Origin of the sequence: Hymenobacter jeollabukensis (genome assembly GCF_005771675.1) — a bacterium.
GTDB lineage: Bacteria > Bacteroidota > Bacteroidia > Cytophagales > Hymenobacteraceae > Solirubrum > Solirubrum jeollabukense.
Map to the genome: position 1 here is coordinate 200223 of NZ_VAJM01000004.1, position 19584 is coordinate 219806.

General features: G+C 64.4%; 16 protein-coding genes. 9 read left to right on the top strand and 7 right to left on the bottom strand.

Annotated features, from left to right (window positions below):
- Nucleotides 1-79: 79 nt before the first annotated feature.
- The 4 genes from FDY95_RS10925 to FDY95_RS10940 all read right to left on the bottom strand — a co-directional run bounded on the left by FDY95_RS10925 (nucleotide 80) and on the right by FDY95_RS10940 (nucleotide 4690).
- The gene (locus tag FDY95_RS10925) at nucleotides 80-694 is read right to left on the bottom strand and encodes a hypothetical protein (protein ID WP_138077693.1); all 615 of its coding nucleotides are present in this window, start codon (nucleotides 692-694) and stop codon (nucleotides 80-82) included.
- 76 nt (nucleotides 695-770) lie between these two features.
- On the bottom strand, nucleotides 771-1460 hold the full coding sequence (locus FDY95_RS10930) for a Rossmann-fold NAD(P)-binding domain-containing protein (protein ID WP_138077695.1): 690 nt from the start codon (nucleotides 1458-1460) through the stop codon (nucleotides 771-773).
- A 112-nt stretch (nucleotides 1461-1572) separates the two neighbouring features.
- Nucleotides 1573-2406, bottom strand: a complete 834-nt coding sequence (locus tag FDY95_RS10935; RefSeq protein ID WP_138077697.1) for a CvfB family protein — start codon at nucleotides 2404-2406, stop codon at nucleotides 1573-1575.
- Between the two features lie 382 nt (nucleotides 2407-2788).
- On the bottom strand, nucleotides 2789-4690 hold the full coding sequence (locus FDY95_RS10940; protein WP_138077699.1) for a BamA/TamA family outer membrane protein: 1902 nt from the start codon (nucleotides 4688-4690) through the stop codon (nucleotides 2789-2791).
- Nucleotides 4691-4873: 183 nt separating this feature from the next.
- Here FDY95_RS10940 and FDY95_RS10945 point away from each other — a divergent pair, with 183 nt between their 5' ends.
- The 4 genes from FDY95_RS10945 (at nucleotide 4874) to rfbD (ending at nucleotide 8528) form a co-directional block, all read left to right on the top strand.
- Complete coding sequence (locus FDY95_RS10945; protein ID WP_138077701.1) at nucleotides 4874-6199, top strand: putative DNA modification/repair radical SAM protein; 1326 nt, start codon at nucleotides 4874-4876, stop codon at nucleotides 6197-6199.
- Between the two features lie 43 nt (nucleotides 6200-6242).
- On the top strand, nucleotides 6243-6425 hold the full coding sequence (locus tag FDY95_RS10950; protein WP_138077703.1) for a hypothetical protein: 183 nt from the start codon (nucleotides 6243-6245) through the stop codon (nucleotides 6423-6425).
- A 178-nt stretch (nucleotides 6426-6603) separates the two neighbouring features.
- A complete protein-coding gene (locus FDY95_RS10955; protein WP_246073993.1) occupies nucleotides 6604-7542 on the top strand; it encodes a TIGR03915 family putative DNA repair protein in 939 nt (312 codons plus the stop codon).
- Nucleotides 7543-7664: 122 nt separating this feature from the next.
- Complete coding sequence (gene rfbD / locus FDY95_RS10960; RefSeq protein ID WP_138077705.1) at nucleotides 7665-8528, top strand: dTDP-4-dehydrorhamnose reductase; 864 nt, start codon at nucleotides 7665-7667, stop codon at nucleotides 8526-8528.
- A 193-nt stretch (nucleotides 8529-8721) separates the two neighbouring features.
- On the opposite strand, the gene FDY95_RS10965 is transcribed toward rfbD, so the two are convergent.
- Nucleotides 8722-9882, bottom strand: coding sequence for an MFS transporter (locus FDY95_RS10965; protein WP_246073995.1), 1161 nt, complete (start codon nucleotides 9880-9882; stop codon nucleotides 8722-8724).
- A gap of 244 nt (nucleotides 9883-10126) precedes the next feature.
- On the opposite strand from FDY95_RS10965, the gene FDY95_RS10970 reads away from it, so the two are divergent.
- The 3 genes from FDY95_RS10970 (at nucleotide 10127) to FDY95_RS10980 (ending at nucleotide 14923) form a co-directional block, all read left to right on the top strand.
- The gene (locus FDY95_RS10970) at nucleotides 10127-13111 is read left to right on the top strand and encodes a glycosyltransferase family 117 protein (RefSeq protein WP_138077709.1); all 2985 of its coding nucleotides are present in this window, start codon (nucleotides 10127-10129) and stop codon (nucleotides 13109-13111) included.
- Nucleotides 13112-13373: 262 nt separating this feature from the next.
- Nucleotides 13374-13910: a GreA/GreB family elongation factor gene (locus FDY95_RS10975; RefSeq protein WP_138077711.1), complete on the top strand. Its 537-nt coding sequence runs from the start codon at nucleotides 13374-13376 to the stop codon at nucleotides 13908-13910.
- An 86-nt stretch (nucleotides 13911-13996) separates the two neighbouring features.
- Complete coding sequence (locus FDY95_RS10980; RefSeq protein WP_138077713.1) at nucleotides 13997-14923, top strand: bestrophin family protein; 927 nt, start codon at nucleotides 13997-13999, stop codon at nucleotides 14921-14923.
- Nucleotides 14924-15166: 243 nt separating this feature from the next.
- Here FDY95_RS10980 and FDY95_RS10985 read toward each other — a convergent pair whose 3' ends face one another.
- Together FDY95_RS10985 and FDY95_RS10990 are read right to left on the bottom strand one after the other, a co-directional pair.
- Nucleotides 15167-15760 (bottom strand): DUF416 family protein, encoded by a 594-nt coding sequence (locus FDY95_RS10985; protein ID WP_138077715.1) that lies wholly within the window; start codon nucleotides 15758-15760, stop codon nucleotides 15167-15169.
- A gap of 20 nt (nucleotides 15761-15780) precedes the next feature.
- Complete coding sequence (locus tag FDY95_RS10990; RefSeq protein WP_138077717.1) at nucleotides 15781-16713, bottom strand: AraC family transcriptional regulator; 933 nt, start codon at nucleotides 16711-16713, stop codon at nucleotides 15781-15783.
- A 405-nt stretch (nucleotides 16714-17118) separates the two neighbouring features.
- Between FDY95_RS10990 and FDY95_RS10995 the strand changes: the two genes are divergently transcribed.
- On the top strand, nucleotides 17119-18645 hold the full coding sequence (locus FDY95_RS10995) for an aldehyde dehydrogenase family protein (RefSeq protein ID WP_138077719.1): 1527 nt from the start codon (nucleotides 17119-17121) through the stop codon (nucleotides 18643-18645).
- Between the two features lie 383 nt (nucleotides 18646-19028).
- Nucleotides 19029-19433 (top strand): DUF779 domain-containing protein, encoded by a 405-nt coding sequence (locus tag FDY95_RS11000; protein WP_138077721.1) that lies wholly within the window; start codon nucleotides 19029-19031, stop codon nucleotides 19431-19433.
- The last annotated feature ends 151 nt before the right edge of the window (nucleotides 19434-19584 follow it).

Sequence of the window (19584 nt, forward strand, 5' to 3'; positions counted from 1 at the left end):
GGGCGCGGCTGATTTCGTTCGACGGCAAGACGCACGTATGCGTCCCTGCTAGCAAGCCAACAATCAACCGGAAAACGCCTTAGAAGCTGAAGCGTACGCTCACGGCCGCATCCTGGTACACGGCGCTGTTGCCGCGGTATACGTCGAAGTAGGGCTTGTAGTCGGCGCTGATGACCAGCGGCAGGTCGGGAATCTTGTATTCCAGGCCCAGCACGAAGTCGGCGCCGAAGACGGGGTACACCTGGTCGTCGGTGTAGTAGGCGTAGTAGTACCGGTCGTGCTTTTTGCGGCGGTACTCCACCACGTAGTAGTAGCGGCCACGGTAGGCGCCGGCGTGCAGGCCCGCGCCGAGGTACCACTGCAGGTTTTTCACGTCGGGCAGGATGGTCCAGTGCTTTTCCAGCAGCAGGGTGAACCGGGCCCCGCGGCCCAGGTACTCGGTGGTCACGAGGCCTTCGACGGCCGCGCCCTTGCCGGGATTGAAGAAGTGCTTGACGGTGAGGCCCGAGGCAAAACCGCCCCCGCGCAGACCGATGCCGGTGGTGTAGCCCGCGCCGCCGCCGCCTTTGCTGCTCCCACCGCCCTTACCCGACGACTTGCCGGACTTAGTGCTGGTTTTCTTGGTCTGCGCCGAAACTTGTCCGATTCCGAGAGCCAGCGTCAGGAGTAAGAGAAAGAGAAAAGGCTTTTTCATGAATGAGTGCAAAATTGTAGTCGCTAAGTTTGTTTTCGGAGTTGTCAGAGGCCAAACTTACGGATTCGAGTGCAATTCAGGCCGAGGGCGAGACGCCCGCCTGAATTTCATCGGACAGGTGCACGCGCACGCCGCCGCCGTCCTGGTAGGCGGTGTTGAGCATGGCCTGGGCCACCGTTTGGGCCGGCACGGCCCGGTAGCGCCGCAGCGGCCCCAGCAGCAGCGGGCTCACCAGCTTCAGCAGCACCGCCCCGATTTGTTCGCCCAGGCGCTTTTCGGGGCGTGCACCCAGCAGCAGCGAGGGCCGGAAGATATGGACGGCCCGGAACGGGGCCTGCCGCACGCTGGCTTCCATGTCGCCTTTCACGCGGTTGTAGTAGAAGCTCGAATGGGCATCGGCGCCCATGGCCGACACAACCATGAACTGCGCGGCGAAATTGGCGGCCGTGAGGGCGGCCAGCTTCACCACGTAGAGGTAGTCGACTTTGTAAAAAGCCTCTTTCGAGCCGGCCTGCCGCATGGTGGTGCCCAGGCAGCAGAACACGTCGTCGGCAATCAGCGAAAGTCGGTGGTCTTCGAGGTGGTCGAAATCGACGGTGCGCTGCACCAGCAGCGGGTGCATCAAGGGCAGCGGCCGGCGCCCCACGCTGATGACTTTGGTGTAACGGCCGCAGCTCAGCAGCAGGGGCAGCAGCTGGCTGCCCACGAGGCCGCTGGCGCCGGCAATGAGGGCGACTTTCTGGGGCGCCGACGAAGTGGGGTCCATGTCTGGCAAACGGTCAGGAAGGAGTTGACGGTTTCCCCAACGGGAGAAGCGCCCGAAGGTTCGGCTGAGCTGGCGGGCAACGCTTGCGCTCCGCTAAACCGGCGCCGGCGCGTTACTCGGCGTCGTCGATGAGGCGCGTAGAGTCGGGGTGCAGCTCCACCTGCCCGCGGCGGTAGAGGGTGCCGAGGGCTTTTTTGAACACCTTTTTGCTCATGCCCACGCGGCGGTAGATTTCCTCCGGGTCGGTTTTGTCGGTGATGGGCAGCTTGCCGCCGGCTTTGCGCAGGTAGCGCACCAGCTCGTCGGCGGCGGCCAGGGCTTCGTCGTAGCCCTGGCGCTGCAGGCTCACGTCCACCTTGCCGTCCTCGCGCACCTGGCGCACGTAGCCGGTCAGCTGGTCACCGATGCTGAGCGGGCGAAACACCTCGTTGCGGAACAGCATCCCCTGGTAGCGCCCGTCGACGAGCACAGCGTAGCCCAGCTCGCTCTGCCCGGCCACCAGCAGCGGCACGGCGGTACCGGGCTCCAGCAGCGGGTTGCGGTCGGTGAACCGCTCCCACTTGGCGGTAGCAACGAGGCGGTCGGAAGTTTCGTCGAGGTAGATGTAGACCAGCACCAGGTCGCCCACGTGCACGCGCTTGGGCTGGTTGCGCAAGGGCAGCAGCAGGTCCTTGAGCAGGCCCCAGTCGAGGAAGGCGCCCAGCGAGGTGGCTGAGGTAACCTTGAGTACGGCAAACTCATTGACCTTGGCCAGCGGCGTTTCGGTGGTGGCGATGAGGCGGTCCTCGGAGTCGCGGTACACGAAGGCGCGCACCATGTCGCCCACGCGCACGCCGGCCGGCACGTAGCGGTCGGGCATGAGAATGTCGCCGTCGTCGGAAGTCAGGTAAATACCGAATTCGACGAAGCGGGCTACTTCCAGGTCGTTATAGTCGCCAAGGTTCATGGGCAGGGGAGGGGCAGTGAGCAATTATCAATGAGCAACGAACAATGCGCTCATTGGGCTGACGCGGCTGCAAAGGTGGGAGCTTTTGAGTTTAGGAGTTACGGAGGCGAGAAGTGAAGGGCAGATGCGCCAAGCGCCGCCGGGGTACCTCGCCTGTTACTATACGGCCTGCTGAGCCCCGCGAAGCACCTCTGCCGCTGATGTTGGGTATTAATTTCTATCTGGCGAAGCGGTAGAGATGCTTCGACAAGCGGACGCTAGATGAGCATGACGGCCTTTTCAGTCGTTCAACGAAGCCCGCGAGATGTCTCGACTTCGCTCGACATGACGGTTCTTCAACTTACAACTTCACCATTTCACCACTTCGCAACTTCACCACTTGCTACAGCCCCGAGTCGTAGCGCACGATGCTGGGCTGGCCGAAGCTGAAGTCGTTGAAGCGGTAGATGGTGCGCGAGGTCTGGTAGAGGCGGGTGCCCTTGCCGTCGTCGATGCCCTGGGGGTAGAAGCCGAACAGCAGCTGAATGGTGTTGACGGCCAGGTATTCGTTGCGCAGGCGCACGCCCAGGCCGAAGCCGGTGTAGGGCTTGCCCTGGAAGGGCGAGGGGCTGCCGTTGGTGCTCAGCCAGGCCGCATCGGCCCAGGCAATGCCGGCCACCCGGAAGCCCAGAAACGACACCGGCGTAAACACGTTGGCCTCGTAGTTGAGCACGAAGCGCGAGGTGCCGCGCAGAATGCCGTCGTCGCTCATGCCGCGCAGGCCCCGGTCGCCGGCAATGCTCAGGGCCAGATCGGAGCGCTGCCGGCCGATGCCGATGATGCTGCGGTTCCAGAAGAAGTGGCGCCACTGCCAGTTGCCGGTGTGATAGAGGCGGGTGAAGGCCAGGATTTCGCTGGAAAAAGCGCCCTCCTGCCAGCGCCCGTAGCGGTAAAAGCGCCCGTACTCGCCGTTGACGTAGAGGTAGCCGTGCAGCGGGTTGAAGCCGGCCAGCGCCACCCGCCCGGCGAAATAGGAGCGCCCGCCCGTGGGATTCACGTCGTAGCCGCTGGTGAAGGTGAGCAGGGAGCCCGTGGGCACGTCCTCGGTGCGGCCGAAGCCGAACAGGTAGCGGTCCTTGTAGTAGCGGCGCACGCTGTAGCCCAGGCTGAACAGGGCCGTGTTGCTGCTCTGAAACGTCGGGTCGGGGCGGCGGTAGTAGTCGGTGCGGATGGCGCGGGTGGCCACGATGACGCGGGCCGGGTTTTCGTAGCCCAAATCGTAGGAGCGGGGCTGAAAGGCGCGGCCCACCCAGGCATCGGCCACGGTGTAGCCCATCGGGTCGAACTCCGGAATCGTGCCGTCCTCCGGGAAGGTACGCTGAATGCCCTGGTTGAAGCGCGTCACGTTCAGGGCGTAGGCGTAGCGCGTGTTCACCGACACGAAGCCGCGGTACAGCGAAGCCCCGGCTTCCTCGTACTGCCACTGATTGCGGTAGCGGGCCTGCACGCCCAGGTAGTTGCGCAGCGGCACGGTGTAGCTGCCCTCGTACTGCCAGCCCTGCGGGTTCGAGAGGCCGTAGTCGAGGCGGTTGCGGAAGTCGTGGCCGCGGGCCAGGAAGTTCTTGTCGCGCAGGGTGAGCAGGCCCGCGCCCACGTCGCGGATCTGCAGGCCCGCGCTGATGCTGAACACGTCCTTGGTAATGACCTTGATGTCGACGCTGTCCTTGGTGGAGGTCTTTTCATTCACCACCACCCGCGCGTCGAGGATAAAGTTGGTCTGGCGCAGCAGACGCTCGGTTTCGGCCAAGGATTGGGGCTTCAGCTCCTGGCCGGGCCGGAACAAGAGCAGCTTGCGGATTTTGCGCCGGGCCGTCTTGATGTGCAGCGCGTTGCCGCCCTTTTCCAGGATGTTGCGCGGCACCCGGGTCGAGTCGTTGATGTTGAAGCCGAACGCGTCGAGCGTCTTCACGTCGACGCGGCGCACCACCTTGTAGTTGTGCCGGTCGTACTGCCGGTCGAGCAACGTGGCGTCGAGGCCGCCCTGCTCCTCGCGGCGCTCGGTGAAGTTGAAAATGGCCGAAGCTGCCTTGCCCAGGATGGTTTTGCGCTTGGTGTAAGCCTTCAGCCCGCCGAGGAAGCGCTGCTGGTCGAAGCCGCGGCGCAGCGAGTCGACGGGTGCGCTGGCGGGGCGGCGTACCGTGTCGCGCACGGCGGGCTGCTGCTGGGCTACGGCCGGGCCCGCCGACGCCAGGGCCAGCACCGGAACGAGTAAGGATAGAAAGTAGCGCGGCAGACGGGTAAGCACAGCAATCAAACACCGCCCGGGCCCCGGGCGTTGCCAACGAAGATACGAAAGCCCCGGTCGGCGCGGTTGTGCGGCGTATTACGCTGAGGTTGTGTCTAAAAAAATTAGTCCCAAAAAAACTGGAACTGAGTTGCGCAATGAGGCGTTTTTCTGGTTCTTTACACTTCGAAGCGCAGCCCCTCGATGAACGAGCGAATCATAGAAAAGCTAAGCATTTTGGCCGACGCCGCCAAGTACGATGCCTCCTGCTCGAGCAGCGGCGGCAAGCGTAAAAACGTGGACAAGGGCCTGGGCAACGCCGAGGGCATGGGCATCTGCCACTCCTACACCGAGGACGGCCGCTGCGTGTCGCTGCTGAAAATTCTGCTCACCAACCACTGCATTTTCGACTGCGCCTACTGCGTGTCGCGCAAGTCCAACGACGTGAAGCGCGCCGCCTTCACGGTGGAGGAAGTGGTGGATTTGACCATGAACTTCTACCGCCGCAACTACATTGAGGGCCTGTTTCTGAGCAGCGGCATCTTCTCCTCGCCCGATTACACCATGGAGCGGCTGGTGCGCATCTGCAAAAAGCTGCGCACCGAGGAGCGTTTCAACGGCTATATCCACCTCAAGACTATTCCCGGCGCCTCTGAGGAGCTGATTCAGGAAGCCGGCCTCTACGCCGACCGCCTGAGCGTCAATATCGAACTGCCCTCGGAGCTGAGCTTGCAGGCCCTGGCGCCGGAGAAGAACTACGCCGAGATTCTGACGCCGATGGGCCAGATTCAGAGCAAGGTGGCCGCCAGCCGCGAGGAGCGGGAGCTGTTCAAGAAAGCCCCGCAGTTTGCCCCGGCCGGCCAGACCACGCAGCTCGTCGTGGGTGCCTCGCCCGAAACCGACCACCAGATCATTCAGCTCACCGACAGCCTCTACAAGGGCTACGGCTTGAAGCGCGTGTACTACTCCGGCTACGTGCCCGTGTCGGGCGACCAGCGCCTGCCGCAGGTGGTGCAGCCCCCGCTGATGCGGGAGCACCGCCTTTACCAGTCGGACTGGCTGATGCGCTTCTACGGCTTCGACGCGGACGAAATCCTCGACCCGGCGCACCCGCACCTCGACCTGGAAATCGACCCGAAGCTGGCCTGGGCCCTGCGCCACCGCCACGTGTTCCCGGTCGACGTGAACACGGCCGACTACGAGCTGATTCTGCGCGTGCCGGGCGTGGGCATGAAATCCGCCAAGCGCATCGTGGCCGCCCGCCGCTTCGCCCCGCTCACCCTCGACCACCTGCACAAGTTCGGGGTGGTGCTGCGCCGGGCGCGCTACTTCATCACCTGCCGCGGCATGGCCCTGGAAAAGCGCGAGTACGACGAGCAGACCGTGCGCCGCAAAATCCTCTACGGCGACGGCAGCACCCGCTCGGCCCTGGTGAAGCGCCAGCTCGACCTCTTCGCCCCCGAGCCCACCATCGTCACCGCCCCCGACCTCGTGTCGCCCCAGCTCGATTTGTTTCGCCAGGCCGGCTGACTACCCGACCAACCCTAGCAACCTCTCCTCTCTCGACACCGCCATGACTATTCTGCACCACACCCAGCCCGCGCTGCCCCTCGGCCCCACGCTCGACGAAGCCGACAAAGTGGCCCGTATGGCCTGCTGCTGCAAGCTGTCGGAGCTGCTGCCTATCGTGCGCCAGCAGCTGCAGGCCCGCCGCGAGCAGCTGGCCGCCCAGCAGCGCCCCGCCGAAGCCGCGTAGCATCCATTTTCGCGTCGTACGCGTCACAGCGCGAACTTTCAGCTCGCGGATCCTGGACGATTGTCGTTGACAGCTAACCGGCGGGGGCGCTCTGAATACGCGGACTACAAGTTCGCGCCACGACGCGAACGATGCGCTATGCATTGTTTCGCCCGCCCTATCAGTTCGATTTATCACCGTGAAAAAGCCGCGCCCTACTTCCCTGGCCCGCCGCGCCCCCGGGCTGCCGGCTCAGCCGTCCGTCACCTCGCTGCGGGCGGGCGGGGCGCTGCCGCTGGGCTTCGATGCGGCGGCCCGCTTTACCTACGACGGCTCGTTCGACGGGCTGCTGTCGGTGCTGCTCACCTGCTGGCAGCTGCGCCGCTGGCCCGAGGCCATTGCGCCGGAAGGCGCGGCTCAGGGCGGGTTGTTCAGCGAAACCCACTCAGTGCCCACCGACGAGGCGCAGGCCCGGCGCGTGTGGGAGGGCCTGCTGCGGCACATGCCGGGCGAGGCGCGCACCAACCTCTACAAAACGTTTTTATCGGAACGGCCCGACCGGGAGCTGCTCATCTTCCGCTACGTACAGTTGGCTATTCAGGCCGCGGGGCAGGATATCAGCGAAAACTTCGCCGACGACACGGTGCGCACGGTGGCCGAAATCAACAAGCAGCTGTTTCGCGAAAAGCACCGCATGGAGGCCTTCGTGCGCTTCGAACGGACCCAGGACGGGCTGTTTCACGCCAGTATCGAGCCCGATTTCGACGTGCTGCCGCTCATTGCCGAGCACTTCACCAAGCGCTACGCCGACCAGCGCTGGCTGATCTTCGACCGGCGCCGCCGCTACGGCCTCTACTACGACCTGCAGCGCACCGACGTGGTGAGCTTCGACCGGGCCGTGGAGGCGGTGGCAGCCGGGGGCAGCGCCGTATCGGCCGCCGTGCTCGACGAGCGGGAGCCGCTGTTTCAGGTGCTTTGGCAGGCGTATTTCGACCACGTCAACATCCCCGAGCGCAAAAACGTTAAGCTGCACCGGCGCCACATGCCCAAGCGCTACTGGCGCTACCTCACCGAAAAGCAGCCCCGGGAGCGGCAGTTTCGGCCCATTGCCAACAAGAATAACACGGCCGCAGGCTAAGCGGCGCGGCTCCGCGGGTGGCCTGCGGATGATGGCTGGCGGGCCTGGTTTGGCCGGAGGGCGGTCCGGTAACCGGCGAAACGCGCTATTTTCGCGGCTGATAAACGCGTAGGCGCTTCGATATGAGCAGCAGTATTTTGGTTTTTGGCGCCTCCGGGCAATTGGGGCAATGCTTGGCGCACGTGGCAGCCGAGCGAAACATGACCGGCCGCCTAGTCATGCTGGCCGAGGAGCAGGCCAACATTTTGAACCCGGAAGGTCTGCGGGCCGCGTTTGCGCAATACCAACCACAATACTGCATCAACTGCGCCGCCTACACGGCCGTCGACAAGGCCGAGGACGAAGTGGACATTGCCCGCCGCGTCAACCGGGACGGTGTGGAAAACCTGGCCCGGCTGTGCGCCGAGTTTGGCACCACGCTGCTGCACGTGTCCACCGATTTCGTGTTTGCCGGCGCGGGCAACCAGCCCCTGCTCGAAACCGACGAAACCGTGCCCATCAGCGCCTATGGCCTCACCAAGCTGGAGGGCGAGCAGGTTATTGCGGCCCACACGGATAAGTATTTCATCCTGCGCACCAGCTGGCTGTACTCCGAATTTGCCGGCAACTTCGTGAAGACCATGCTGCGCTTCGGCCGCGAGCGGGCCGAAATGCGCGTTATCTGGGACCAGGCGGGCACGCCCACCTACGCCATCGACCTGGCCGCGGTGCTGCTGCACATCATCGAGACGGAAAGCCCGAACTACGGCCTCTACCACTACAGCAACGAGGGCGTCACCTCGTGGTACGACTTCGCAGTGGCCATTTTCGAGCTGGCCGGGCTGCTCACGCGCGTGGTGCCCATCCGCACCGCCGAATACCCGACCCGGGCCACCCGCCCGGCCTACTCGGTGCTAGACAAGACCAAGGCCAAAAACCAGCTGGGCATCAGCATACCGCACTGGCGCCTGAGCCTGCAGGAGTGCATGCGCCGGCTGGCGGGGTAGTATTGAGACTTAAAACAGAACGTCATCCTGAGCGCAGCGAAGGACCTTCCTCGCACCCTGCACCGCCGCAACCTACGAAGTGTTGACGCTTTTTAGATAATGCCGAAGCGCAGCCACTGCGGCCCAAATAGTAGGGCGTTGGTGGCTGCGCTTTGCAGTTGGTGCAGGGTGCGAGGAAGTTCCTTCGCTGCGCTCAGGATGACGTTCTTTCTCCGGTGCCCTCTGCCTCCTTCGCCCGGCCGTAAAACCGACTCACCAAGAAAGCCAGCGCCACGAAGCCCAGGCCGGCGGCGCATACGCCGGGCCAGCGGGCGTGCGTCCAGGCCCAGCCGCCCACTAATGAGCCCAGGGCCCCGCCAATGAAGTAGGCGGTCATGTAGACGGTGTTGAGGCGGCTGCGGGCTTCGGGAATCAGGGCGAAAATGCGGGTCTGGTTGGCAATATGCGTGGCTTGCACGCCCACATCAAGCAGGATGACGCCCACCACCAGCGCGGCCAGGGCGGTGTTGCCTAAAAACAGGATGCCGTAGGCCAGCACCGCCAGCCCCACGCCGATGCGAATGGCAAAATCGGAGCCGCGGGTGTCGGCGGTGCGGCCGGCCAGGGGCGCGGCCAGAGCCCCCACGGCCCCAATCAGGCCGAAAAAGCCCGCGACGTCGGCGCCGTAGTGAAAGGGCGGGCCTTCGAGCAGAAAGACGAGGGTGGTCCAGAACACGCTGAAGCCGGCGAACATAAATCCACCGATCAGCGCCGAGCGGCGCAGCAGCGGCAAGGTGCGGGCCAGGGTGAGCAGCGAAGTCATCAGCGAAGCGTAGGTACCGCGGAAGGCGGGCTGGTCGCGGGGCAGGCGCCAGGCCAGCACGGCGCCCAGCAGCACCATCACGGCCGCGCCGCCGCCGAACACCGTGCGCCAGCCCAGGTGCGCCCCCACGTAGCCGCTGACGGTGCGCGAGAGCAGAATGCCGATGAGCAGCCCGCTCATGATCTGGCCCACGATGCGGCCCCGGTCGGCGGGCGGGGCCAGGTGCGCGGCCATGGGCAGCAGCAGCTGCGGCACCGCCGAGCACACCCCGATGAGCAGGCTGGCCCCGAGCAAGACCCCAAACGAAGGCGCCCAGGCCGCCGCGGCCATGCACAAGGCCGCGCCGAGCTGCATGACCAGGATGAGGCCCTTGCGTTCGAGCTTATCGCCGAGGGGCACCACCAGCAGCATGCACAGCGTGTAGCCCAGCTGCGTGACGGTGGCCACCAAGCTGGCCTGGCTTTCGGTTTTGCCGAAAGTGCGCCCGATTTCACCCAGCAGCGGCTGGTTGTAGTAGATGTTGGCCACCACCAGCGCGCAGGTCACGGACATCAGCCAGACCAGGGCGGGGGGTAGGGGAGAAGAATGAGAAGCAGGAGTTGATTCGGGTGATTCCGCGGCGTGCGGCGCTTTTTCCATGAGTAAGAGAGCAAGTAGGGAAGAAGGCGGCCTGCGGTAAACCGCATTTCGTGGCGGATGGTTGGCCGGAAATTTCAGTGAGGTGGCAGCCCGCCAGGCAACCCTTGTCCGCACCCCGGCATCTGACGCCCCCGGACGTCCATCCTTGCTTCAGCCCATGCGCTACTCCTATTCCCGACTTCACACCCTGACCGGCGCCCTGATTTTTGCCACGGCCATGGCCACCTACTGCCTCACCCTGGAGCCCACCGTGAGCTTCTGGGACTGCGGCGAGTTCATTGCCAGCGCCGACAAGCTGCAGGTGCCGCACCCGCCCGGCGCGCCCACCTTCCTGCTGCTGGGCCGGCTGGCCTCGCTGCTGAGCTTCGGCGCAGCCAGCCAGGTGCCGGTGCTCGTCAACCTGCTTTCGGCCCTGAGCAGCGCCTTAACCGTGCTGCTGCTGTTCGGGAGCATCACGCTGCTGGCCCGCCGGCTGGTGCTGGGTGCCGCCAACCGCGTCCAGGAACCCGCGGGCAGCCAGGCGGCGCTCATCCTGAGCGCCGGGGCCGTAGGCGCGCTGGCCTTTGCCTTTTCCGATTCGTTCTGGTTCAACGCCGTGGAGGCCGAGGTGTACGCCCTGTCGAGCCTGGGCACGGCGCTGGTGCTGTGGCTGATGCTGCAATGGGAGCAGCGCGCCGACGAGTACGATTCGGATAAGTGGCTGGTGCTGATTGCCTACGTCATTGGGCTGAGCATCGGGGTACACTTGCTGAATTTGCTGGCCTTGCCCGCGCTGGGGCTGATTTACTATTACCGCCGCACGGCCGCGCCCACCGGCCGGGGCCTGCTGCTGACGCTGGCCGGCAGCGGCGCCGCCGTGCTCACGATTCTGCTGGGCGTCATTCCCGGGCTGCCTTCAGTGGCGGGCACGCTGGAAATCTTCTGCGTCAACGCGCTGGGGCTGCCGTTCAACTCCGGCGTGGTACTGTTCGGGCTGCTGCTGGCTGGCGGACTGGCTTACGGGCTGCGCACGGCGACGCGGCGGCAGCAGCGCCTGCTGCACACCAGCCTGCTCAGCCTCACTTTCGTGCTGATCGGCTACACCACCTACCTCATCGTGCCCATCCGCTCGGGCTTCAACCCGCTCATCGACGAAAACAACCCTGAGGACGTGCTGTCGTTCGTGAGCTACCTGAAGCGCGAGCAGTACGGCGACCGGCCGCTGTTCTACGGCCCGCAGTTCAACGCCCAGCCGGTGGCCCAGACCGACGGCGCCCCGCGCTACGAGCGCCGCAATGGCCGTTACGAAGTGGTGGAGCAGAAGCTGGTGAGCGAGTACGCCGCCGAAGACAAGATGCTGCTGCCCCGCCTCTATAGCACCCAGCCCGGCCACCTGCGTGAGTACCAGAAGTGGACCGACGTGCAGCCCGGGCAGCGCCCCACCATGGCCGATAACCTCGGCTTCCTCGTGCGCTACCAGCTCGGCCACATGTACGGGCGCTACTTCCTCTGGAACTTCGTGGGCCGCGACTCCGACGTGCAGCAGGCGGGCGTGCTCTGGCCCACCGAGACAAAAAACGGCCTGCCCGCGCAACTGGCCGACAACCGCGCCCGCAACAACTACTTCGCCCTGCCGCTGCTGCTGGGCCTCGTGGGCCTCGTCTTCCAGCTGCGCCGCGACGGGCGCAATGCCGCCGTGGTGGCCCTGCTCTTCGGCCTGACCGGCGCGGCCATCGTGCTGTACCTGAACCAGCCGCCGCTGGAGCCGCGCGAGCGGGATTACACCTTCGTCGGATCGTTTTACGCCTTTGCCATCTGGATGGGCCTCGGCGTGCTGGGCCTGCACGCGGCCCTGCGCGCCGTGCTGCGGCAGGAGCGCCTGCGCGTGGCCGCCGTCGCGGCCCTGGGCCTGGCGGTGCCCGTGCTGATGGCCACCGAGGGCTGGGACGACCACAACCGCTCGGAGCGCACCCTGGCCCTGGATTGGGCCCATAACCTGCTCAACAGCGTGGCCCCGAACGCGCTGCTCGTCACCGCCGGCGACAACGACACCTTTCCGCTCTGGTACGCCCAGCAGGTCGAAGGCTTCCGCCCAGACGTGCGCATTGCCGTGTCGCCGTACCTGAACACGGACTGGTACATCGACCAGATGCAGCAGCGCATGGGCGCCTCGGCCGCGCTGCCGATGACGTTGCGCCACCCCGACTATACCCAGGGCACCAACGACTACCTGCCGCTGGTGCCCAACGCGGCCGTGGCGGCCGTCGACGCCCGGCAATTCGTGCAGCTGGTGCGGCAAAACTCGCCGCTGCTGCAGGTGCAGACGCAGGGCGGGCGCACGCTGCTGTCGTATCCTACGCGCCAGTTTTACCTGGATGTAGACACGGCCGCCGTGCGCCGCACCGGCCTCGTGCCCGCCGAGCGTCGCGGGCAGCTCACGGCCCGCATGCAGTGGCAGGCCGGCGCCGGAGGCTACCTGGAGAAAAAAGAATTGGCCCTGCTCGACATCCTGGCCCAGAACAACTGGCAGCGGCCAGTGTACTTCTCGGCCTACATGTCGCCGAGCGAATACGCCGGGCTGGAGCCCTACATGCAGCTCGAAGGCCTAGCCTACCGCGTGCTGCCGTTGCAAAACCCCGCCCCCCAGGCCGAGCAGCGCGGCGAAATCGGCTACGTGGCCCGCGAGCTGCTCTTCGACTCCTTGATGCGCAAATTCAGCTACCGCAACCTGGCCAACCCGCGCGTGCACTACGACGAGTCGCAGCGGCGCGTGGTGGGGGCCTACCGCGAGGAGTTTGCCCGCTTGGCCCAGGCCTATTACCACGACGGCAACCTCGCCAAAGCCAAGCAGGTGGTGGACCGCTGCCTGCGCGTGATGCCCGACGACACGGTGCCCTTCGACTACAGCACCGCCGACCTCGTAGCCCCGCTGGCGGCTGCCGGCGAAGCTCCGCGCGCCCAGCGCCTGATGGACTTGCTCACCAACCGCGCCCAGCAGAACCTGGCCTACTACGGTTCGCACGAGCCAGCCCGGTTCGAGCGCGAAATCCAGGCGAATGCCGTCATGCTCAGCCGCCTCTACCAGGCCGCCGCCGACACCAACGACACGGCCCGGGCCCAGCGCATCGTGGGCTTGCTGGAGCAGTACGTGCCGAGGTCGTAGCGCATAGCATTGGCCGTAGCCTGTGGCGGATTTTTGAAATCGTATGGTGTTCCACAAACTGGAACACTATAGCTCGAATGATGCGGGAGTGTTCCGCAAACTGGAACACTATTCCTAAAAAAGAACGGGAGTGTTCCAGCTTGTGGAACACTCCCGTTCTTTTTTAGGAATAGTGTTTCACTCCGAGCGACAGGGCGACATAACCAACAGGTTGTCCCACTCGCAGCGTAAACCGGCGCCGTCCGGCTGCGTTTGTGTAGCCATGAGCCGAGGATTTGTAAAAGAAGACGATTCGCAGGCGCCGCCCATCATTCCGCCCCGCGCCGCCCTGCCGCCCAATACGCCCAACTACGTGACGCCCCGTGGCCTGGAGCAGCTGCGCGAGGAGCTGGCGGCCCTGGAAGCCACCCGCGGCCAGGCCGAGGCCGACCGCGCCAACGACACCGACCGCACCCGGCAGCTGAGTTTGCTCAACGGCCAGCTCAGCCAGCTCACTGCCCGCATTGCCAGCGCCCGCGTGGTCGACCCGCGCCAGCAGCCCGCCGACGAAGTGCGCTTCGGCGCCACCGTCACGCTGCGGCCCGTCGGCAGTGAGAAGCCTGGCGGCAAAGCAGCGGCCGAGCGGCACTTCACCATCGTGGGCGTCGATGAGGCTTCGGTGGCCGAGGGCAGGGTGGCCTTCGTGGCGCCCATTGCGCGGGCCGTGCTCGGGGCCCGGCTGGGCCAGCAGGTGGCGCTGCGTCTCGGTCCGCAGGAGGAAGTGGTGGAAGTGGCCGGCATCAGCTACGAGGCGGGCTAAAGCCGCAGCGGCAGGCTGGGAGGTAGGGTTGCGCGCAGTAGCTTTGCCGCGTGGTCGTCCAACCCGGCCACTCCGATTCGGCTGCCATGATTGTTTACAAATCCGCCGACTGGTGGGAGGCCTTCCGCCACCTGCGCCAGTCGCCCATCATCCAGAAGCTGCTCCAGCGGGTGATGCTGCTGGGGCTTTACAGCAGCGCCGTGGCCGTCATCGGCTACCCGCTGAGCCACCTGAAAGTTACCATCGATCCGCAGTATTTCTCGCTGCTGGGCATTCTGCTGAGCCTGCTGCTGGCCTTCCGCACCAACTCCGCCTACGACCGGTTCTGGGAAGGCCGCCGGGTGTGGGGGCAGCTCACCAACAACTGCCGCAACCTGGCCGTGCTGCTGCACGCCCGCCTGCCCGCGGCCGACCAGAGTCACCGCTACCACCTGGCCAAGCTCTTGTCGAACTTCCCCATCGCGCTGGAAGGCCACCTGCGCGAGGGCGTGCGCTTCGAGCAGCTCGAAGACCTGCCCGGCAACCTGATGGACAAGCTGCGCCAGTCGGGCCACGTGCCTTCCCTGCTGGCCGCGCTGCTGCAGGAGTTCTACGAGCTGCTGCTGCGCGAGGAGCTGATTCTGCCCACTCACCTCATCACCATTCAGCGCCACCACGAGGCCCTGCTCGACGTGTGCGGCGCCTGCGAGCGGATTCAGCGCACCCCCATTCCCTTCTCCTACAGCTACTTCATCAAGGGCTTCATCTCGGTATTTCTGCTGGTCATGCCCTGGGTGCTCATCACCACCTACGGCTTCTTCATGATTCCCATCACCATGTTCGGGGCCTACGCGCTGCTGGGCGTGGAAATGATTGGCGACGAAATCGAAGACCCCTTCGGCCGCGACAGCAACGACCTGCCCCTGGCCCAGATGGCCCACCGCATGCGCGTCAACATCCACGAAATCCTCGGCGTGGAGCTGCACGAAGCCAAAAAAGCCCTGGCCGACGCCCCCTACAGCGTGGTGCAGTAAGGCAGGCAGCAAGCGAAAAAAGAACGTCATCCTGAGCAGAGCGAACCGAAGGTCGACGTAGTCAAGGACCTTCCTCGCACCTTGCACGAACTGAAAAGCGCAGCCACCAACGCCCCATCGTCGGGTGCGGTGGCTGCGTTTTTATATTACACGGAGAAGCGCCGGCACTTCGTAGGCCGCGGCGGTGCAGGGTTCGAGCAAGATCCTTCGGCTGCGACGTACGCCAGATGAAGGATGACGACCTTATTCCGGTAATCGCGTCAAATCCACGATGCTGCCGCTGCCGTTGAGCCGCCGCAGCTGGTGGATGCTAGCCGCGTCAAACTCGTGGATGCTGAGCAGAGCGTCGAGCAGGCGGTGCTGCCGGGCGGTTTCGGCCTGCATGAAGGGGTCGGCAGCCACGGCAGCCTCGAAGCCGCGCTGGTCGGGGTTGAGCTGCCGGTATTCCTGCACGAACATTTCCACGCTGTCGAGCGTGGCGGTGGCGCAGTGACTGATGTGGCTTTCCTGCTTGTCGGCCAGAAACTGCAGCGCCTCGTGCAGGCTGATGCAGGCATCCAGCGCGTAGGCGGTCAGCGGGCCGCGAAACTCCTGCAGGCCCGGCGTGACGAAATCCAGCTTTTCCAGCAGCGCGGTGGCTTCCGCGGCGTGAAACTCGCCCAAGCCGGAGTTGTAGAGCAGCTCCACGCCGCGCTCATATACGGCCGGGCTGCCCCAGTTCTCGACCTGACAGAACGCCTCGTACTGGGGCAGCAGCCGCTCACAAATCAGGCCGGCAAACACGGCTTTCTGCCGGTCGGATAAGCTGTAAATCTGGGTTTCGAGGTCGTCGGCCATGCCGCAAAGCTAGCCCCGATTTAGCCCAGAGCCGTTTGCTGCTTTTTGTAGAGGCCCGGCGTGAGGCCCTCGTGCTTGCGAAACAGCTTCTGGAAGTAGGCCGGGTTGTTGAAGCCCGTGCGGTAGCACACTTCGGCCACGGTGCTCAGCGGCTGGCGCAGCAGGCGCTTGGCCTCCTTCAGCCGCTCCTGAATGATGTATTCCACAGGAGTGAGGCCGAATTCGCGCTTGAACAGGCGGAAAAACGTGGCCTTGCTCATGCAGGCCATTTCGCTGAGCTTGTCCACCGGCAGCGGCTCGGCCAGGTTGCGCCGGATGAACTGCACCACGTGGGCGAAGCGGTGCGCGGTCAAATGCTGGGCATAGTTATCGAAGATGAGCTTGCGGGCCTGGGTCTGCATCAGGCGCACCAGCAGCTCCTGCAAAGTGAAGCCGGCCAGCACGTCCTTGGCCGCCGTGTCTTCCTGCGAGACGCGAATGATGCGCTCCAACGTGCCCGTCAGCTCCGGCGTGTTGTGCAGGTGGGCGTAGGTTTCGTCGTCGAGCTGCCAGGGCGTGTGGGCTTCCACCCGCGGGTACCGCTCGTTCAGCATGTCGATGGTGCCGCGGATGGTATCGGCCGGAATAGCCACCGCGAGGCACTGGGTGGGGTTTTCGGCGTCGGCCTCCGGGAAGTCGATGACCATGGTCTGCTGCTCGCCCACGATAACCGATTCGCCCGGCAGGTAATCGAAAGCCTCGCGGCCGGGCAAGTGCATCACCTTTTTGCCGCGCAGCATGGTGGTCAGCACCAGTGCGCCCATGCTCAAGGGCACCCGGGCGGCCTGCTGGTGCGTCTCGAAGATGTTCAGCTCAAAGGCGTTGAGCGAGTACACCGTGCGGTTTTCGACCAGCGTGGTGAGGTCGGCCTCGCGGCGCAGGGCAATGGGCGTGGGCAGCAGATGGTGGCTCATGGGGCGGGGGGCAAAGCCAGAAACGAGGAGCGGGGTACTACCTAAAGATAAACAACTCAGCGGCAGGCTGCCTGGTTTTGGGCAAGGTTACAAGGCTACGTCTGAGCCGTCGTTAGAAACGCGTTGAACGTCATGCTGAGCTTGTCGAAGCATCTCTACCGCTTCGTTGAATCGTTGCGGACGAAGCGGTAGAGATGCTTCGACAAGCTCAGCATGACACGTTTCTTTCGTTCAAGCTCCGCAATATAGGCGCTCAACCGCTTCTGGTTTCATTCAAAGCCAAGCGGTGAGCGAGTCCTCACCAACTTGCGACAATCGGTAAGGTTGTTGCGACAATAGTGCAGCAGTTCGGCGCAGAATAGGGGGAGATTGGGCTACCCAAAAACCACAACTATTCCCATCCGCATGGAAACGCTCGAAAGAACCACCACGCTCGTCGCCCGCCCCCAGTTCAAGGACCACTACGACAATTTTATCGGCGGCAAGTGGGTGGCGCCGGTGAAAGGGCAGTACTTCGACAACCCTTCGCCCATCGACGGCAAGGCCTTTACCAAGGTGGCCCGCTCGACCAAGGAAGACATTGAGCTGGCCCTCGACGCCGCGCACGAGGCCTTCCAGACCTGGAAAAACACTTCCGCGACCGAGCGCAGCAACATTCTGAACAAAATTGCCAACCGCATCGAGGAAAACCTGGAAGCCCTGGCCGCCGTGGAAACGGTGGAAAACGGCAAGGCCATCCGCGAGACGCTCAATGCCGACCTGCCGCTGGTCATCGACCACTTCCGCTACTTCGCCAGCGTCATCCGGGCCGAGGAAGGCTCCGCTACCGAGCTGAACGCCAGTACCGTGTCGTTGAACATTCAGGAGCCGCTGGGCGTGGTCGGGCAGATTATCCCCTGGAACTTCCCGCTGCTGATGGCCACCTGGAAGCTGGCCCCGGCCCTGGCCGCCGGCTGCACCGTGGTGATGAAGCCCGCCGAGCAGACGCCCGCCTCGATTATGATTCTGATGGAGCTTATCGGCGACCTGCTGCCGGCCGGGGTGGTAAACGTGGTCAACGGCTTCGGGCTGGAAGCGGGCAAGCCGCTGGCTTCCTCGCCGCGGGTGCAGAAGGTGTCGTTTACGGGCGAAACCACGACGGGCCGCCTCATCATGCAGTACGCCGCTGAAAACCTGATTCCGGTGACCATGGAGCTGGGCGGCAAGTCGCCGAACATCTTCTTCAAATCGGTGCTCGATGCCGACGACGACTTCCTCGACAAGGCCATCGAAGGCGCGGTGATGTTTGCCCTGAATCAGGGCGAAATCTGCACCTGCCCCTCGCGTATGCTGGTGCACGAGGACATCTACGACGAGTTCATGGAGCGCGTGATTGAGCGCGTGAAGGCCATCAAGCTCGGCAACCCGCTCGACAAGGAAACCATGATGGGCGCCCAGGCCTCGAACGACCAGTTCGAGAAAATCCTGAGCTACCTGGAAATCGGCAAGGCCGAAGGGGCCGAAGTGCTGACCGGCGGCGACGCCTACCAACAGGAAGACGGCGCGCTGGGCGAGGGCTACTACATCCAGCCCACCGTGTTCCGTGGCCACAACAAGATGCGCATCTTCCAGGAGGAAATCTTCGGCCCGGTGGTATCCGTCACCACGTTCAAAACCACCGAGGAAGCCATCGAGCTGGCCAACGACACGCTCTACGGCCTCGGGGCCGGCGTGTGGAGCCGCGACGCCCACGAGCTGTACCAGGTGCCCCGCGCCATCCAGGCCGGCCGCGTGTGGGTCAACTGCTACCACGACTACCCCGCCGGTGCGCCCTTCGGTGGCTACAAGTCCTCCGGTTTCGGCCGCGAGAATCACAAGATGATGCTCAGCCACTACCGCCAGACCAAGAACATGCTCATCAGCTACAGCCAACAGAAGCTGGGCTTCTTTTAGGCGGTGAACTGGTGAGCTGGTGAAATAGTGAGTTTGATGTTCGGGAGGCCAGAACCGCGCATTTCGCGCAATCAGAACAACACTCACCAGTTCACCATCTCACAACTCACACAGCGCGTGGGGGCGCGCTGCTACCGGTTCGGGCTGGGTGCGCATGAAACTCCGTGGGGACGCGCCCGGCCTGGCCGGTAATTATCCGCTTGCCGCCGTTTGCGCCGCGCCGCCGGCCGCGCCCGCCGTCTTAGTGGCGCGGGCGCGGCCGGTTTGGCTTGCGCCGCGTAGGGAAATTACCTGCCTCGCGGTGGCCCGAAAACCGCTGTAACCGCTACTCAACGGCAACGCCCGCGCTGCGGCGTAATCTGCCGCTACAACCCACCCAACGTATGTCAACCACCAAACCCACCCCGCGCGTGCTCGTTACCCAGGCCGCCGAGGCTACCATCGACCTGCTGCGCGACGAGCACGGCCCGCTGATGTTTCACCAGAGCGGCGGCTGCTGCGACGGGTCTTCGCCGATGTGCTTTGCCAAAGGCGAATTCCGCGTGGGCTCGAACGACGTGTGGCTGGGCCGCATCCACGGCTGCGACTTTTTCATGAGCGCCGCGCAGTTTGCGTACTGGCAGCACACCCAGCTCACCGTCGACGTGGTAAAGGGCCGGGGCGCCAGCTTTTCGCTGGAAATTCCGCTGGGCGTGCGGTTTCTGATTCGCTCCCGGCTGTTTACCGAAGCGGAGGAGCAGCACATGACGCCGGTGTACGACGGGGATGAGTACCCGCGGGAAGCATAGAGGTGAATCAGCCCGTCATTCAGAGCGCAGCGAAGAATCTCGCGTGCTGACGTCGGATGGCAACCGCTTTCAACGAGGAAATGATTATCAGACCAAACACGCGAGATTCTTCGCTGCGCTCTGAATGACGTTCTACTATAGTCCATCAACG